Genomic DNA, 14,884 nt, shown 5'->3' with positions numbered 1-14,884 from the left:
TAAGACGGAGGTTGGTAATCATGGCTAAGCCGCTGGATGTAGATGAGATTTGGACTCACCGTATCATACAAAGCATTAACGGGTTAGAATATGGAATGGTGCAAATTGTCGTACATGATGGAAGAATAGTCCAGATTGAAAGAACGGAGCGTAAACGTTTTGAATCGGACCATGCTGCCTCTGGTAAAGGAACGCCTCGAAAACCGGAGAAAACCAATGATTTCAAGAAACCAAATGTCTATCGGACCACTGGAGACTTCCTCTAAACGCCTGCTTTATTGCATAGGCTATTATAGGAAGTCGATCTTTTTCTCTATAATGCTAATGAAAGGGAGTATTCAATCCAGGAGACCGTCTGGTCGTATCCACACTTCATTACGGGTCTGGTCAGTCTTCCCATTTCTTAATGATTGAAGTAAAATAATAGCAAATGGTGATGCTATGACTAAGGCCGCTTGAAACCAATGGAATATATGAGGAGGGATGAAAAGATGTCTAATTCAATACATCCCGATACGGAGCTGGGGCCGGTTCATTTAAGGGTCAGCCAGCTCGAACGATCTATCCTATTTTATCGGGAAGTCGTTGGGTTTGAAATTCTGCAGCATGAAGGGAAGACTGCGAAGCTTACTGCGGACGGACTCCGTCCATTGCTTGTGTTAGAAGAGGTGGAGAACGCTGCCGCGGTGCCCAGAAGATCGCATACCGGTCTGTATCATTTTGCGATCCTGCTGCCTGATCGCAAATCGTTGGGTCTGGCTCTGCGCAATCTGATCGATCGTCAGGTTCGGATTGGCTCTTCCGACCATCTTGTAAGCGAGGCGCTCTACATTGACGATCCGGATCATAACGGTATCGAAATCTATAGGGATCGGCCGAGGGACACATGGACGCGCGATGCCAATGGCGAATATCTGATGGCTGTCGATCCCCTCGATGGGCAAGGATTGTTGGAGGAAGCGGGAGATGAGGCCTGGTCGGGATTGCCCGCTGGAACGAAAATCGGGCATGTTCATCTCCATGTTGCGGATCTGGAGAAAACCAAGGAGTTTTATTGTAATATATTAGGATTTGATCTCACGGCTCATTATGGTGACAGCGCTCTGTTTGTGTCAGCTGGAGGCTATCATCATCACATCGGATTGAATACATGGGCGGGAGTCGGTGCGCCTGCACCGCAGCCGAATGCAACCGGTTTGGACTATTTTACCATTGTTGTTCCGAATGATGAGGAGATGAAAGGGATTTTGGATCGTCTTGGGCATGCCGGAGTAGCTGCCGAAAGACTGGAAGATGTCTGGTTTGTTCATGACCCCTCAGGGATCCGGATTCAATGGGTCATTAGATCATGAATTAGTGTGAATATGAAGAAAGCCGGGATTCCCTTACAGGATTCCCGGCTTCTTTTTCATTTTTCAAACAAAGGCTTAAACTTCCCGTAGCCTTCCTCTTCCAATCGTTCTACAGGGATAAAACGCAGGGCGGCGGAGTTAATGCAGTACCGCAGCCCGGTTGGATCGGGACCGTCTTCAAACACATGGCCCAGATGAGAGTCCGCCTCCTTGCTGCGAATTTCTACCCGAATCATGTTGTGAGTCACATCGACATGCTCGCTCACATGGCTTTTCTCCATTGGCTTTGTGAATGAAGGCCAGCCGCACGACGAATCAAACTTATCGAGGGAGCTGAACAGCGGTTCGCCCGATACGATATCGACATAAAGCCCTTCTTCTTTATGATTCCAGAACTCATTGCGAAACGGCGGCTCGGTGCCGTTGTTCTGCGTTACTTCGTATTGAATCGGGGTGAGGCGACTCCTTAATTCCTCGTCCTTCTTGACATCCTTCCACTGCTCTCTAATAAATTTCTCCCGACCGGAGCCTGCGAAATAAGCTTTATAGCGAACCGGATTTGTTTTGTAGTAGTTCTGATGATAGTCTTCCGCGGGATAGAATACGGCTGCCGGCAAAATCGGCGTAACGATGGGTTCCTGAAACCTACCGCTTACATTAAGCTGCTGCTTGGATTTCTCCGCTAATCTCTTCTGTTCTTCATTATGATAAAAGATGGCCGTTCGGTAGGATAGCCCGCGATCAGCAAATTGGCCGCCGGCATCCGTGGGATCGATCTGCGTCCAAAATAGCTCCAGCAACCGTTCATATGGAAAGAGCGCTGGGTCAAATGTAATTTGGACGGCCTCATAGTGTCCTGTCGTATCGGAGCATACTTCTTCATATGTAGGATGTTCCACATGACCGCCTGTATAGCCTGATACGATCTTCATAATTCCCGGCTGTTCGTCAAATGGCTTAACCATGCACCAGAAACAGCCGCCTGCAAACGTCGCCAGCTCCACCTGTTTGCTTACGTCGTTCATGTGTTCTCATCTTCTTTCATGTGTGATGTGGTACGGCTCCATCCAGAAGCTTCTCGACGATGAAGGGGAGCATTCGGATGGTATCGCTGTTTGTGCCGAAGGTTTGACTAGCTGCGTACATTCCTTCGATCCAAAGCGCCAATGAATGGGCTGCCATCTCTGGGTCGGTTACGCCCATCGCTTGAGTCAGGTCGGTGAGCTTTTGGATGAGCACTTTCTTATGAGCAAAAACCAATTGGCGTGCGGGATGCTCAGGATCGGGGAATTCTACAGCAAGATTGATAAAGCAGCAGCCGCGATAACCGCCTACAGATGATTTGTCAGCTAAATCTGTAAGAAACTGAATGATTTGCTTTCTGGGCTGATGGGAATGCTTAGAAACACTTGTCTCCCATTCCTCCCAAAATTGTTTGCTTTGCCTGTTCACATAAGCCAGGATCAGCTCGTCTTTGGATGCAAATTGGCGGTAGAGGCTCATTTTATTGATGCCGGCACGTTCAACAACAGCGTCTACACTAACCGCACGAATCCCTTCATTGTAGAACAATTCATCGGCCGCCCTAAGGATATATTCTTGAGCTTGAGCGCTGGGTGTCCGTTTTCTTCTCGGGAAGGCTAGTTCTGATTTTGACATGCGGTTCGTCATGCTTTAGCTCCTGAGCTATTGGATTGTGACTAAACGATGCACTGCACATTCTTGAATGTTACTAAGCTGTAACAATGATACTAGTATCATACGTACTGGATCGTAACATGTCAAGCAAAGACCAACGTACATAAGTCTCGCGAGATTGGCTTAGGGACAAAAGTATCCTTTTTGTAACTACACCACTTTAAAGTGCGTACTTCCTTTTTGGAAAAGACGGACCTACAATAAAGCTTGTCATTGAACAATTTACGGGAGAGAAGCAGAGATCAGATTACAAATAGCATTAGGTTTGGCAGATATACTGGGGCAAAGCGGCTGGGTTAAAAAGCGGAGGAGCAAGCACAGAGGGCCAGTTTCTTTACATGAGTCCTCGCTTTGAGTTGGTGAGGTCTATTTGCTCACTCTATAACCTGATCAGTAAGCGGTCCTTTTATTCGAAAATAGATAAAGAAGGTGAAATTCATGGATGCTATGACATTTGTTTTATTTGGTTCAACCGGTGATTTGGCCAAAAGAAAAATATTCCCCGCCATGTATAACTTATTCCTGGAACAAAAGCTGCCGAAATCCTTTTCGGTGGTGGCGCTTGGACGTAAGCCGTTTACGGATGCGGAATTTCAAGACTATGTGGAACGTTCATTACACACTTTTTCAAGACGTAAACCGGAAGACCGCTCCCACGTAGAGCCGTTTCTGCGCTGCTTCCGTTATTTTGCTCTTGATGTAATGAACCAGGAGGGGTACCGCGAGCTGTTGAAGCGGGTTCAAGAGCGGGAGAAAGAGTTAGACATCCCGGAAAACCGGTTGTTCTATCTTTCGGTCGCCCCTGAATTTTTCGACAAGATCGCTTCCCATATCAAGGAGAGCGGTTTGGGCGCCGGCAGAGGGTGGAAGCGTCTCATTATCGAGAAGCCATTCGGACATGATTTAGCATCGGCCCGGAAGCTGAATGACAATCTAAGTCTGGCTTTTGAAGAGGATGAAATCTACCGGATCGATCATTATCTCGGCAAGCCCATGGTGCAAAATCTTGAAACACTGGTCTCCGCGAACCCATTACTGAAAGCTCTCTGGAGCAATCAATACATTGCCAACATACAGATTACAGCCAGCGAAACGGTTGGCGTAGAGGAAAGGGCCGGTTACTATGAGGGCGCCGGAGCCATACGGGATATGTTTCAAAATCACATGCTTCAGCTGATGATGATGACGGCTATGCATCTGCCGACACCTATCACAGAACAAAATACCCGCAATCAAAAGATCAATCTATTGAAATCCCTTCGATCTGTTTCGAAAGAAGATGCGGCTCATCACGTGATACGTGGTCAGTATGGCGCTGGAGAAATGCAGAATCAAGTTGTCGCTGCCTATCGGAATGAGCCTGGAGTGGATGCTTCTTCCATGACGGATACGTTTGTGGCTGCCCGACTGTGGATTGACGACTTTTTCTGGAAGGATGTTCCGATTTACATTCGAACAGGCAAACGAATGAAGGAAAAGTCCACGCGGATTGTCATTGAGTTTAAAGACCGGTTGAGGGAACAGGACGGGAATATGAATCCCTTTCCCAACCTGTTAACTATTCAAATTAATCCGGATGAAAAAATCACGCTGCAGCTGAATGGTCGGAACCCATTAAAGAATGGACAGATGGAACCCGTTACCATGGATTTCTCCATGCCCGCGGATCAGCTGCCGGAAGCCTACGAGCTTTTATTGTTCGACGCCCTGAGAGGCGACGCGACGTTCTTTGCCCATTGGGAGGAAGTGGAACTGGCATGGGCATGGGTACAGCCCGTTCTGGAGGCGTTTGAAGAAAACCTTCTGCCTCTTCATTCCTATCCGGCAGGTTCGTATGGTCCTGCAGCAGCCAGTGCTTTACTGGACGAGGAGGGTTTTCATTGGTGGCATGACGGGCAGGCTGAAGCTCCAGGAACCCGTGGATTGCCAGAGCTGGTGACAACAAAATAAAAACGAATTTGGGAATGCTAAAATCAGGAGGTTATGCTGCATGAAAATCGGATTAGTCGGTTTAGGTAAAATGGGATTGAATTTGGGACAAAATATGATCGATCACAAACATGAGGTTGTTGCGTTCGATTTAAATACAGATGCGGTAAAACAGCTTCAAGCCTATGGCGCCCAAGGCGCGTCAAACTTAGAGCAGCTGGTTCGGTCTTTACAGACGCCAAGAATCATTTGGATCATGGTTCCCCATGCCGTGGTGGATTCCGTATTGGCTGACCTATCGCCTTTCCTGTCCAAAGGCGATATCGTGATCGAAGCGGGCAATTCACACTATAAGGAATCGATCCGCAGATACGACCAGTTGAAACAAGCGGGTATCCACTTTATGGATGCCGGGACCTCCGGAGGTATGGAAGGAGCCCGTCACGGGGCATGCTATATGGTTGGCGGAGACCCGGAAGCATGGCGTACTGTGGAGCCGATCTTCCGTGATACCGCGGTGGAGAATGGATATCTGTATGCGGGCAAAGCCGGCAGCGGTCATTATCTGAAGATGGTCCATAACGGAATCGAATACGGGATGATGGCCGCCATTGGAGAGGGTTTTGAAGTCTTGGAGAAAAGTGGATTTGACTTTGATTACGAGCAGGTGGCCAAAGTTTGGAATCATGGGTCGGTGATCCGATCCTGGTTGATGGAATTGACGGAACGCGCTTTTTCGAAGGATGCGAAGCTGGATGAGCTTCAGGGTGTGATGCATTCCTCCGGTGAAGGGAAATGGACGGTGGAGGAAGCCATGGATCTTCAGACGGCTACTCCGGTCATTGCCATGTCTTTATTAATGCGCTACCGCTCTTTGGATCACGATACCTTTACAGGTAAAGTGGTGGCTGCTCTGCGTAATGAGTTTGGCGGGCATGCTGTAGAAAAAAGCAAAGTCACCGTGTAAACGCCTTGTATCGTATCCATGCATATGATTTTTTGATCATCCGATTCATACCTAAAAAAGTTGACCGAGCCCTGGGGCCGGTCAACTTTTTTTGTCTTGCTAGTTGAATGCGTTCGAATTGTGAATGACATTACCCGAATTTTTGATATCGGCTATTCTCTTTTTGCCCCATTCATACATCATTTCAACGATAGGCAGCATCGTCATTCCGAGTTCTGTTATCGAGTACTCTACTCTTGGAGGGACCTCAGGAAACACCTCACGGTGGACAATCCCGTCTTCGATTAACTCCTTCAGCTGGCTGGTCAACATCTTATGCGTAATTTTCGGAAACAGTCTTTGCAATTCGCTGAAGCGGTGAGCCCCTTCTCTTCCTAGATGCCACAGGATCACAATTTTCCACTTTCCGCTAATGATGGCCAGGGTGAGTTCCTTTTCGCAATTGAAATCGCCATTGTTGATTTTATCTAAAATTTCTTGTCTCAGATCCGACATTGAATTCTCCTAACCACTTATAAGTTACTTTTTTGTAACCATCGCACAAAAAAGTGCATTCTTACGTAATCTCTCCGCAGGGTATAGAATGTACCTTGTAGCCATTAATGTTAAAGGAGAGTGTGCAAAATGTCCAAAAAAGTATTGATATTAACTGGAGATGCTGTGGAAGCATTGGAAGTATATTATCCTTACTATCGCTGCCTGGAAGAGGGTTTCGAAACGGTGATCGCTTCCCCGACAGATAAAAAAGTCCTGCACACGGTTGTTCATGATTTTGAAGACTGGCAAACCTTTACGGAAAAAAGAGGATACAATATTGAAGCGCATGCTTCATTCGACAACATCAACCCGGAAGAGTTTGATGCCTTAATTATTCCTGGAGGACGAGCTCCTGAGCATATTCGTCTTCATAAAGATTTTGGACGAATTGCAAGCCACTTCTTTAAACAGGATAAGCCCATTATGATTCTGTGTCATGCCAGTCAGGCGCTATCCGTTATCGCCGATGATATTAAAGGCCGCGAAATGACAGCTTACTTCGCTTGCCGTCCTGAAGTGGAAGCGGCTGGGGCCAAATATATCGAGACTCGCTGCCACATCGACCGCAACCTGATTTCGGGTCACGCTTGGAACGACCTTCCGCAGCTGATGAAAGAATTCGTTAAACAACTAAACGCTGCAAACTAAGATGGGCAGATAACTCATTATAGCAACAACTTGATAAAAAAAACAAAACCAATATTATTTTACGAGGAGAGAAAAGAAAATGAAATTACAATTAGCATTGGACTTAGTAGATATTCCTGGAGCAAAGGCATTGGTAGCAGAGGTTCAAGAGTATATCGATATCGTTGAAATCGGTACGCCGGTTGTCATTAACGAAGGCTTAAGAGCCGTCAAAGAAATCAAAGAAGCTTTCCCTTCATTGACCGTATTGGCTGACCTGAAAATTATGGATGCAGCTGGTTATGAAGTCATGAAAGCATCCGAGGCAGGTGCGGACATCGTTACGGTTCTGGGTGCTGCTGAGGATATGAGTATCAAAGGCGCAGTGGAAGAGGCCAAAAAACAAAATAAACAAATCCTTGTCGACATGATTGGGATTAAAGACATCGAAGGCCGTGCTAAAGAGCTTGATGCTCTCGGAGTAGACTACATTTGCGTGCACACAGGCTACGATCTTCAAGCGGTCGGACAAAACTCGTTTGAAGACCTTAAGAAAATTAAAAGTGTTGTGAAAAACGCGAAGACCGCGATCGCAGGCGGCATCAAATTAAGCACATTGCCTGAAGTCATCAAAGCACAGCCTGACCTCGTTATTGTAGGCGGCGGGATTACCGGACAAGAAGATAAAAAAGCCGCAGCTGCTGAAATGCAAAAATTAATCAAGCAAGGTGCCTAAGCATCATGCGGACGACGGAGTATTTAGTTGAAATCATCAAAGAGCTGCAGCGTTCGGTAGACCTCATCTCCGATGAAGAAGCCGAGAGATTGGCGGACCAAATCCTTCAATCCAAGAAGATCTTCGCAGCTGGCGCAGGGCGATCCGGGCTTATGGTAAAGTCCTTCGTGATGCGGCTGATGCAAATGGGCTTCGAGGCTTATGTAGTCGGCGAAACCGTAACCCCTAACCTGGAAAAAGACGATCTGTTCATCATCGGATCCGGCTCGGGGGAAACGAAAAGCTTGGTGCCTATGGCGCAGAAAGCGAAAAGCTTGGAGGGGATCGTTGCGGCGATCACGATATTCCCGGACTCGGTCATCGGCACACTTTCGGATATCACCGTGAAACTGCCGGGCTCACCTAAGGACAGATCGGATGGCAGCTACAAAACCATCCAGCCGATGGGAGCATTATTCGAGCAAACGCTCTTGTTATTCTTCGATGCTGTCATCCTGAAGCTGATGGAGAAGAAGGGGCTGGACTCCGGAACGATGTTTGGCAGACATGCCAATCTGGAATAGAGAAAGAAATTTCCTTAGTAGACCATAGCGTAAACCCTATAACTGAACTGTACCGGTGCTTTCAAGGCCGGTACAGTTTTTTACATATTCATGTTGTTTGAAACTTAATGAACGTAACGGCCATGCTCTGGAATCGCAATGTGTTCGAATTCTCGCGCTAACTTATCTAATTCTTGGGTCAGTAACTCTCCAGACATCGGAAGACCGTGCCCGGTAACGGCTGCTGACGGTTGTAAGGCTTCAAGCTTCTTAACGGATTCCCAAGCGGCGTGCCAATCTGTAGTAAAGTATTTGGGCGGCCCGCTGATTTCCAGCTCCTGCATGACCACCTTAAAAAGGGATTCCTGTTTAACACATACGAATGCATCTCCGGCGATAAGGGACCGGTCTTTTTCACGGAATAACGAAATGTGACCTGGTGTATGTCCCGGAGTATGTATCCATTTCCAATCAGGCATTTCGTCTACGCTTCCATCCGGAGACAATGGTTTCACATGGCTTCCTAAATCGATTCCATGATTAGGAAACAGAGGAGACATCTCGCTGATTAAGCCGCCATCCACCGTAGGATCGCCTGGAGGATAATTCGCTTTACCTGTGAGATACGGTATCTCCATTTCGTGTGCATAAACAGGCACCTTCCAACGTTCAATCAGTTCAACAATGGCACCAACATGATCAAAATGTCCATGCGTCAGAATAATGGCCTTAGGCGGAATATCCCGACCAAAGCGTTCTTCAGCCGCTCCAATAATATCATCTGCGGAACGAGGCATCCCTGCATCGACAAGAACCCATTCTTTGGTTTGGGGCTCGCCGACAAATAACACGTTAACAATTTGGATCGGTAAACAGTAAATATCAGGCTTAACGACTTGACCGCTGCCGCTTGTTACGGTGGTCACCGGAATCATCGTATGCTCAAATGGTTTTTCCAATTCAATTCCTCCCTGAGCTCAATGATGAGAAAAGGTTCTTCTCATTGTTGATTATTGTTGGCAATTGAATTGAAATGATCCGTATGTTTTTAATACCTTTCCCTCCAAAGCCTTAAAATAAATTGTTGGACAGCGGCGGCTATAGTTGTTCTTGAAAATCCAACCGTTATCATAAATATAATAGACGTTGTACGTTATAAGCTCGGATTGCTTGCGAACCCACCAACGACTATAAACTTAGATAAAGGTTGGTGATATTCCGAATGAACGATCCCAAGGCACTATGGAGCGCCATACAGAATCAGGCAAACAAGGCACTGGGGGAAGATTTCTGGCACGATATTTCCCGCCTGATTCCGAATCCTGGCCCCCGGATGGATATATATGAAACAGGTGACGAAGTGGCTGTTATCGTGGAATTGCCGGGCCTTATGTCTCTGGAGTCGATCAAAATGAGCCTAGTCGACCGTCATCTCCTTATAAAGGGAGAGCTCCGCTGCGAGTATCCGGTGGATGAGGATGAGCTTTCGCTATCGGAGCGGTTTTACGGTAAATTTCAGCGAAAGGTTCCCTTGCCGCATGATGTGGAGGCGGACGGAGTATCGACAAGCTACCGTTTGGGTCTGTTGACCGTTCGTTTTCGTAAAAAGGCAATGGAGCAGATCAGGCATATCCCTCTGAATAACGATGAAGAGGAAGAGAAATAAGTTGGCTGTTCCCTCAATATAATAGGGATATCAGCACATGTACAATGGGGGCGATCGGAGTGGTTAAAATTTTGTTCAACGATTTGCAAATTCAGTCCGTATCCCAATCTTCCGGCGTATTTTCCGGTCACAATATCATCTCTGACTGGAAACATTACAGTAAAAGCAATGAAGGCTTCGGGAGCATGAAAGGGAAGGAGAATGTATCGGAGCATGGTCATCATTTGGTTATAGATAACGATTTAATGGAATTGATATATAAAAAGGATGGGAAACGATGGGGGTCTTAGACTGGTTTCAGAGCCGTAAGGCCCGTATGAATTCGGACAAGACGCTGCATGAACGATTGGCGGGACTGGAGCGGGCCATCGAAAGATTGAATGAGAAGCCTTCAGGGCACAACATCACCATTGAAAACCTGCATGTCCACAATCCTTCCTTGGAGCAGTTAACCTTTCGCCTGGACCGGCTTGACATCGATGAGCTGAGCGGCGCTTTGAATTTGGGCAACAATTTCGGTACGCGTGTTGGCAAAAAGGAGCCGCAGTTCAAACAGAGCCAGGGGCAGAAGTCGGGAGATAAGCCGAGAGAAAAGCCGGAAGAAAAGCAGCAGCGCTTTGAAATCAAAAAAACGGCGGAAGGCTTCAAATACGAATCGGGAATGAAGCCTCACCGCTAGAGGAGAAGGGGATTGCTCATGGGGAATGCTTTTATGTCACCTACGTTTGTCATCGGCTATATTCACATCGGGTCAGTGGAAGGGGCTTCCTGCATCAATCTGGGCAACAATTATCCAAGCGGATTTCAAAGCCATAAGAAGCAGAACCAGGGCTTCGGCAGCATCCACGGAAATGAAAACAGCCTTCGTGAGATCCGCTCCGTCTTGGACGATAGCGACCTCATGGATGTACTCCAGAATTCCGAGCCTGAATTGGCCAAAACGGTGAAGTCCAATCTAATTTCGATGGAGATGACTTAATTACATCCTCTAATTATCCGGTTTCCGTTGTTATTCTACCAAGGTTTTGCTGGATGACAGGTGAATCGATAACATCCTCGTCCATCACGGTATTCACATTGTTGTGCATGATGTTGATTCCCTTATGCCGTCCGTCCCCCATGTTATTTTTGCCGGTGGCGTTCCAGCCGGGCTGGTTATTGTCGCCGACTGCGATCGACGAGCTGGTATTCACTGCATTCACATCAATCGACTGGAATGTAATGTTTTGGGCGGCCGGAGCCGTTTGGTATTGGATATGTACCCCTCGCTCCTCGATGGGAAATTCGATTTGATCGTTGTCATAAACCAGGCTGCAGTTGTGATGAAACGTGCCTCCGCTTGCGCTGCCGAACCCGCTGTTGTCTTTACGGATCGAGCTCCAGCCGGTTGCCGTGTTGTTTCCGATAAATATGCCCGCACTTGTATCCACGGAATTGACCATAATCTTATTGAAAATGACGTTAAACTGCCCGTTGGCATGGGACATAACCATCCTCCTCAAGCTGCTGCTCGTTACTCACAAATTTAAGCGATTTGGTTCTGCGCGGATGGAATGATATCGTTATCAATGATAGGTGAATCCACGATGTCACCGTCAAACAGATTGTTAAGCACGTTGGTGTTAAGGCTAGCGCCGATCACCTGGCCGTTGCCAAATATGCTTTTCCCGTGTGTGCTCCAACCGGGCTGATTATTCTCTCCGACGGAGATAGAGGCATCCCGGTTTAAAGAATTAACATTGATCATCACAAAGTTAATAGCGATAGCCATATGCAGTTCCTCCTAATATGATGGATTTATGCCTAGTATATTCAATGGAATTTTGTCCTGTGCCATCTTTTTGAACAGGATCGTTATTTGGCGGAAAAGGGGGAGTCTACAATGGCCGAGGACGAGGAACGGCTATGTGTCCGTTGTCAGTATGTGAATGGCAAACATCAATTTTGTATTAAGTGCGGAGCTCCACTAGTTAATCGATGCACGGACGAACCGGGTCGATTGCACAAAGGCTGCGGCAAGGTAAATCCTGCTGATGCGGCATTTTGCCAGTCTTGCGGTCAGTCGACGACATTTTATAAGGCCGGGCTGATTCAGGCCTATTTGGATAGTTGAACGGAGCTTTTGAATTCAACCCTTCATATTTTCCTGTAAATACGGCACCGGCTAACCCATGTACATTCTTATTGACTCCGAGATACGCTAACAAGTAAGGATTATAATTCCTTGCTGTTAGCGTATTTAATTTGTAAATAAAACGTAGACAGAGTGCATTGACGACAAGCAGGCCATTATGGTATATATTCATAACTTAAGCTAACGGTTTCTTTTTATCAAAAAAGGGACGGACCGCCCCAGTCATAGCGACTATTGGGCAGCCCTTTAGATTTATCGGACCGAAGTTCCGGGTGTAGCATACGGATAAGTATATTGAAGCTCTTCATCGAAGGTAACGTAATCGAGGTTGACCATCAGTAGCAAGTAGCGCATGCCCGTTTGCGGGTCGCTGATAATGATGTGGTCGCGGCCGGCCGCTTCGATTCTCCCCTTGAATATTTTGGCGTTCCACTGAGAATTATTCTCGTAAGTCATGTAGAACGTTCCGATTTTGCCAAGATTGAGGCGCAAAATATTCTCGATGTACGACTGCTCGAGTGGGAGCTGGCCCATAGTTCCTGGAGCACCCATAGGGCTGGCTGACGGCACGCTTAACGGAGAAATCGTACCGCCGGTTGGAGCGTTAGGCTGCATCATTTGTTGAACGGTTGGCTGGACCGCCGTAGGAGCGGGGCCGTAGTTCGGAATGCCGTAACCACCATAGGGACTTACACCTGTTTTATAAGGGTTGCTGTACATAATCCAATAAAACCTCCTTCAGATGCTTGCAGCTTTGCTGCTTTTCTTAAATAAAGAGACAGACAGTTAGCCCCGAACGGGGACAATACAGTGGTTTTCGAAACGGTTGTTATCCGGGCGGGTATTGACTTTCACATGACAACCGTATCGCTCCGAGATCACTTCCTTTGTCGTAGGCTTAGGCTCATGCACAATCCATAGTATGGAGGGGGGGATCGTTTGGTGACACGTGAGGATTGATTTGTTTGAAAATGCAAAAGCAGGAGGGTTGCGGACCATCAGTCCGTTCCCCTCCTGCTTGCTTGAGATGTTATAAGTTTAAAAGTCAAAGTTATCCGGGTCTGCCCCGAAGCGTTTGTTTTGATTCAAGCCGTCAATGCGCATCATATCTTCGTCGGAAAGCGTAAAGTCAAAAATATCGGAGTTCTCGCGAATCCGGCTTTCACGCACCGATTTCGGTATGGTTACGACCCCATGCTGCAGGTCCCAGCGAAGGATAATTTGCGCCGGCGTTTTGCCGTATTTGTTAGCAAGCTCGCTCAGCAGCGGAAGATCGAGATTGCCCTGCATCAGCGGGCTCCATGCCTCAAGCTGAATTTCATGCTGCCTGCAGAAGGCCCTAAGCTCCGTTTGCTGAAGAAGCGGATGGAATTCCACTTGGTTAACGAGCGGCACGACGCCGCTGTCGTCGATGATGTCCTGCAGATGATGCGGCTGGAAGTTGCTTACGCCGATGGCTCGGACGTAGCCTTCTTTCTGCAGCTTCACGAGCGCTTTCCACGTTTCTTTATATTTGTCCTTAACCGGCCAGTGAACGAGGTACAAATCGATGACTTCCAGCTGAAGCTTTCTGCGGCTTTCTTCAAACGCGCGAAGCGTGGAATCGTAGCCTTGATCGGCATTCCATACTTTGGTTGTTATAAAAAGGAGGTCGCGCGGTATGCTTGTGGCTTGAAGGGCTTTGCCTACACCCGCTTCATTACCATAAACGGCTGCCGTATCAATGGAGCGGTAACCAGCGTCTAAGGCGTATTGTACAGCCTGAGTTACTTCGTCGTCCTTCGTCTTCCAAACGCCGAGACCTACCCAAGGCATGCGTATGCCGCCTCTTAGTTCCTTTGTGTCGCCAATCTGCTGAATCTTGGTCATGTTCGTTATTCCCTCCTTGGACAAATGTTTCCATACAACTTCTATGATAGCACCAAAAACGAAGTGGGGCAAAGAAGAGAAGCGAGTCAAAGCTTCCCGCATGCCCTATGGGCAAGGGTGCGCGGACCTGCGCTCGCGAGGTTCATCCGAGCTGACCTCAGTGATGATCGGGTTCTGATTCAGTACATAGTGTAATTGGATAATGTGAATATAAATAACATAATTTTCGTATCTATTCAATTTTTTTAATAAAATCCTACTTTTAATGTTAGTTATTATTCGTAAATAAGAATTAATCACCGAAATCATGATTTCAACTTGAAACTATGTAATATAAATTTACATAACTATATTTACACTCCTGTGAATCGCGAATATAATAAACAGAAGAGGTCGGTAATACCGGATGCGCGGCGACAAGCCGTTCGTGTTCTCTAACTTGTTCGACGGTCAAGGGCTTGACGATATCGTTCATTGGATCGAACACGAGTACAGCCATGCCTGAGGTGACGGGTTCCGTCAACGCCGAATTTACATCGGAAGGCGGGATCACGCAGCTGCGAAGCCATACGCAATCGTATCCTTTAAAAATCGCCAAGACGTTCCCGTTCGAAGGCCATCAGCTTGGAGTGTACCAAGCCGCTTCATCCTTCTGGAGATGGCATGTCCAGGTCATCTCCAACTCCTCCCTCCCCCAAATTATTGTATAGTATAGTATAACCGCAGCCCTATCTCACGAATTTGCGGCGATGTTGTCCCTCTTGAGTCGATCTACCTTGTACATTTCCTGTATTGCTGAAAACAGTGATTCAATTTTAGTCGGTTTC

At 47.1% G+C, this 14,884-nt stretch carries 20 protein-coding genes; 12 read left to right on the top strand and 8 right to left on the bottom strand.

The genetic code is table 11. The annotated features are described in order from the left end of the window. The first annotated feature begins 20 nt into the window (after nt 1-20). Both JOE45_RS10720 and JOE45_RS10715 read left to right on the top strand, forming a co-directional pair. On the top strand, nt 21-266 hold the full coding sequence (locus JOE45_RS10720) for a YezD family protein (RefSeq protein WP_210020206.1): 246 nt from the start codon (nt 21-23) through the stop codon (nt 264-266). A gap of 225 nt (nt 267-491) precedes the next feature. Next, nucleotides 492-1,352, top strand: a complete 861-nt coding sequence (locus JOE45_RS10715) for a VOC family protein (RefSeq protein WP_210020207.1) — start codon at nt 492-494, stop codon at nt 1,350-1,352. Nucleotides 1,353-1,408: 56 nt separating this feature from the next. Here the strand turns inward: JOE45_RS10715 and msrB are convergent, their stop codons facing one another. Next, a complete protein-coding gene (gene msrB / locus JOE45_RS10710) occupies nt 1,409-2,377 on the bottom strand; it encodes a peptide-methionine (R)-S-oxide reductase MsrB (RefSeq protein ID WP_210020208.1) in 969 nt (322 codons plus the stop codon). 16 nt (nt 2,378-2,393) lie between these two features. Then, nucleotides 2,394-3,023: a TetR/AcrR family transcriptional regulator gene (locus JOE45_RS10705; RefSeq protein ID WP_245246849.1), complete on the bottom strand. Its 630-nt coding sequence runs from the start codon at nt 3,021-3,023 to the stop codon at nt 2,394-2,396. A gap of 465 nt (nt 3,024-3,488) precedes the next feature. Between JOE45_RS10705 and zwf the strand changes: the two genes are divergently transcribed. Together zwf and gnd are read left to right on the top strand one after the other, a co-directional pair. Beyond that, the gene (gene zwf / locus JOE45_RS10700; protein WP_210020209.1) at nt 3,489-5,000 is read left to right on the top strand and encodes a glucose-6-phosphate dehydrogenase; all 1,512 of its coding nucleotides are present in this window, start codon (nt 3,489-3,491) and stop codon (nt 4,998-5,000) included. Between the two features lie 40 nt (nt 5,001-5,040). Beyond that, nucleotides 5,041-5,946, top strand: coding sequence for a phosphogluconate dehydrogenase (NAD(+)-dependent, decarboxylating) (gene gnd, locus JOE45_RS10695; RefSeq protein ID WP_210020210.1), 906 nt, complete (start codon nt 5,041-5,043; stop codon nt 5,944-5,946). Nucleotides 5,947-6,045: 99 nt separating this feature from the next. Here the strand turns inward: gnd and JOE45_RS10690 are convergent, their stop codons facing one another. Next, nucleotides 6,046-6,441: a winged helix-turn-helix transcriptional regulator gene (locus JOE45_RS10690; RefSeq protein WP_210020211.1), complete on the bottom strand. Its 396-nt coding sequence runs from the start codon at nt 6,439-6,441 to the stop codon at nt 6,046-6,048. 129 nt (nt 6,442-6,570) lie between these two features. Between JOE45_RS10690 and JOE45_RS10685 the strand changes: the two genes are divergently transcribed. From JOE45_RS10685 to hxlB, 3 genes are all read left to right on the top strand, one after another. Next, nucleotides 6,571-7,131 (top strand): DJ-1/PfpI family protein, encoded by a 561-nt coding sequence (locus JOE45_RS10685; RefSeq protein WP_210020212.1) that lies wholly within the window; start codon nt 6,571-6,573, stop codon nt 7,129-7,131. Nucleotides 7,132-7,210: 79 nt separating this feature from the next. Then, nucleotides 7,211-7,846, top strand: coding sequence for a 3-hexulose-6-phosphate synthase (gene hxlA, locus JOE45_RS10680; RefSeq protein ID WP_210020213.1), 636 nt, complete (start codon nt 7,211-7,213; stop codon nt 7,844-7,846). Between the two features lie 5 nt (nt 7,847-7,851). Then, nucleotides 7,852-8,409, top strand: coding sequence for a 6-phospho-3-hexuloisomerase (gene hxlB, locus JOE45_RS10675; protein WP_210020214.1), 558 nt, complete (start codon nt 7,852-7,854; stop codon nt 8,407-8,409). Nucleotides 8,410-8,513: 104 nt separating this feature from the next. Here the strand turns inward: hxlB and JOE45_RS10670 are convergent, their stop codons facing one another. Beyond that, entirely contained in the window at nt 8,514-9,323 is an 810-nt protein-coding gene (locus tag JOE45_RS10670) for an MBL fold metallo-hydrolase (RefSeq protein WP_210023335.1), read from the bottom strand. 287 nt (nt 9,324-9,610) lie between these two features. Here JOE45_RS10670 and JOE45_RS10665 point away from each other — a divergent pair, with 287 nt between their 5' ends. Genes JOE45_RS10665 through JOE45_RS10650 form a run of 4 tightly spaced genes read left to right on the top strand, consistent with a single transcriptional unit; the run spans nt 9,611 to nt 11,033 of the window. Next, nucleotides 9,611-10,054: an Hsp20/alpha crystallin family protein gene (locus JOE45_RS10665; RefSeq protein WP_210020215.1), complete on the top strand. Its 444-nt coding sequence runs from the start codon at nt 9,611-9,613 to the stop codon at nt 10,052-10,054. A 59-nt stretch (nt 10,055-10,113) separates the two neighbouring features. Continuing rightward, nucleotides 10,114-10,344 (top strand): hypothetical protein, encoded by a 231-nt coding sequence (locus JOE45_RS10660; RefSeq protein WP_210020216.1) that lies wholly within the window; start codon nt 10,114-10,116, stop codon nt 10,342-10,344. Continuing rightward, on the top strand, nt 10,332-10,733 hold the full coding sequence (locus JOE45_RS10655; protein ID WP_210020217.1) for a hypothetical protein: 402 nt from the start codon (nt 10,332-10,334) through the stop codon (nt 10,731-10,733). Before JOE45_RS10660 ends, JOE45_RS10655 begins: the two co-directional genes overlap by 13 nt. An 18-nt stretch (nt 10,734-10,751) precedes the next feature. Continuing rightward, nucleotides 10,752-11,033, top strand: a complete 282-nt coding sequence (locus tag JOE45_RS10650; protein ID WP_210020218.1) for a hypothetical protein — start codon at nt 10,752-10,754, stop codon at nt 11,031-11,033. Nucleotides 11,034-11,046: 13 nt separating this feature from the next. Here JOE45_RS10650 and JOE45_RS10645 read toward each other — a convergent pair whose 3' ends face one another. The 4 genes from JOE45_RS10645 to JOE45_RS10630 all read right to left on the bottom strand — a co-directional run bounded on the left by JOE45_RS10645 (nt 11,047) and on the right by JOE45_RS10630 (nt 14,057). Then, nucleotides 11,047-11,541 carry a hypothetical protein gene (locus JOE45_RS10645; RefSeq protein ID WP_210020219.1) on the bottom strand — a complete coding sequence of 165 codons (495 nt, stop codon included), beginning with the start codon at nt 11,539-11,541 and terminating at the stop codon, nt 11,047-11,049. 38 nt (nt 11,542-11,579) lie between these two features. Further along, a complete protein-coding gene (locus tag JOE45_RS10640) occupies nt 11,580-11,825 on the bottom strand; it encodes a hypothetical protein (RefSeq protein WP_210020220.1) in 246 nt (81 codons plus the stop codon). A 615-nt stretch (nt 11,826-12,440) separates the two neighbouring features. Beyond that, nucleotides 12,441-12,908: a spore coat protein GerQ gene (gene gerQ, locus JOE45_RS10635; protein ID WP_210020221.1), complete on the bottom strand. Its 468-nt coding sequence runs from the start codon at nt 12,906-12,908 to the stop codon at nt 12,441-12,443. Nucleotides 12,909-13,226: 318 nt separating this feature from the next. After that, entirely contained in the window at nt 13,227-14,057 is an 831-nt protein-coding gene (locus JOE45_RS10630) for an aldo/keto reductase (protein ID WP_210020222.1), read from the bottom strand. 497 nt (nt 14,058-14,554) lie between these two features. Here JOE45_RS10630 and JOE45_RS10620 point away from each other — a divergent pair, with 497 nt between their 5' ends. Next, a complete protein-coding gene (locus JOE45_RS10620) occupies nt 14,555-14,767 on the top strand; it encodes a hypothetical protein (RefSeq protein WP_210020223.1) in 213 nt (70 codons plus the stop codon). Nucleotides 14,768-14,884: the final 117 nt, after the last annotated feature.

The organism is Paenibacillus sp. PvR098 (genome assembly GCF_017833255.1).
In the GTDB taxonomy this organism is placed as follows: Bacteria; Bacillota; Bacilli; order Paenibacillales; family NBRC-103111; genus Paenibacillus_G.
This window is presented reverse-complemented; position numbering and strand designations above follow the sequence as displayed.

What these genes read in the sequence shown, in the direction of transcription:
- JOE45_RS10720 (WP_210020206.1), top strand. Translation starts at nt 21, where the DNA reads ATGGCTAAGCCGCTGGATGTAGATGAGATTTGGACTCACCGTATCATA.
- JOE45_RS10715 (WP_210020207.1), top strand. Translation starts at nt 492, where the DNA reads ATGTCTAATTCAATACATCCCGATACGGAGCTGGGGCCGGTTCATTTA.
- msrB (WP_210020208.1), bottom strand. Translation starts at nt 2,377, where the DNA reads ATGAACGACGTAAGCAAACAGGTGGAGCTGGCGACGTTTGCAGGCGGC.
- JOE45_RS10705 (WP_245246849.1), bottom strand. Translation starts at nt 3,023, where the DNA reads ATGACGAACCGCATGTCAAAATCAGAACTAGCCTTCCCGAGAAGAAAA.
- zwf (WP_210020209.1), top strand. Translation starts at nt 3,489, where the DNA reads ATGGATGCTATGACATTTGTTTTATTTGGTTCAACCGGTGATTTGGCC.
- gnd (WP_210020210.1), top strand. Translation starts at nt 5,041, where the DNA reads ATGAAAATCGGATTAGTCGGTTTAGGTAAAATGGGATTGAATTTGGGA.
- JOE45_RS10690 (WP_210020211.1), bottom strand. Translation starts at nt 6,441, where the DNA reads ATGTCGGATCTGAGACAAGAAATTTTAGATAAAATCAACAATGGCGAT.
- JOE45_RS10685 (WP_210020212.1), top strand. Translation starts at nt 6,571, where the DNA reads ATGTCCAAAAAAGTATTGATATTAACTGGAGATGCTGTGGAAGCATTG.
- hxlA (WP_210020213.1), top strand. Translation starts at nt 7,211, where the DNA reads ATGAAATTACAATTAGCATTGGACTTAGTAGATATTCCTGGAGCAAAG.
- hxlB (WP_210020214.1), top strand. Translation starts at nt 7,852, where the DNA reads ATGCGGACGACGGAGTATTTAGTTGAAATCATCAAAGAGCTGCAGCGT.
- JOE45_RS10670 (WP_210023335.1), bottom strand. Translation starts at nt 9,323, where the DNA reads ATGATTCCGGTGACCACCGTAACAAGCGGCAGCGGTCAAGTCGTTAAG.
- JOE45_RS10665 (WP_210020215.1), top strand. Translation starts at nt 9,611, where the DNA reads ATGAACGATCCCAAGGCACTATGGAGCGCCATACAGAATCAGGCAAAC.
- JOE45_RS10655 (WP_210020217.1), top strand. Translation starts at nt 10,332, where the DNA reads ATGGGGGTCTTAGACTGGTTTCAGAGCCGTAAGGCCCGTATGAATTCG.
- JOE45_RS10650 (WP_210020218.1), top strand. Translation starts at nt 10,752, where the DNA reads ATGGGGAATGCTTTTATGTCACCTACGTTTGTCATCGGCTATATTCAC.
- JOE45_RS10645 (WP_210020219.1), bottom strand. Translation starts at nt 11,541, where the DNA reads ATGTCCCATGCCAACGGGCAGTTTAACGTCATTTTCAATAAGATTATG.
- JOE45_RS10640 (WP_210020220.1), bottom strand. Translation starts at nt 11,825, where the DNA reads ATGGCTATCGCTATTAACTTTGTGATGATCAATGTTAATTCTTTAAAC.
- gerQ (WP_210020221.1), bottom strand. Translation starts at nt 12,908, where the DNA reads ATGTACAGCAACCCTTATAAAACAGGTGTAAGTCCCTATGGTGGTTAC.
- JOE45_RS10630 (WP_210020222.1), bottom strand. Translation starts at nt 14,057, where the DNA reads ATGACCAAGATTCAGCAGATTGGCGACACAAAGGAACTAAGAGGCGGC.
- JOE45_RS10620 (WP_210020223.1), top strand. Translation starts at nt 14,555, where the DNA reads ATGCCTGAGGTGACGGGTTCCGTCAACGCCGAATTTACATCGGAAGGC.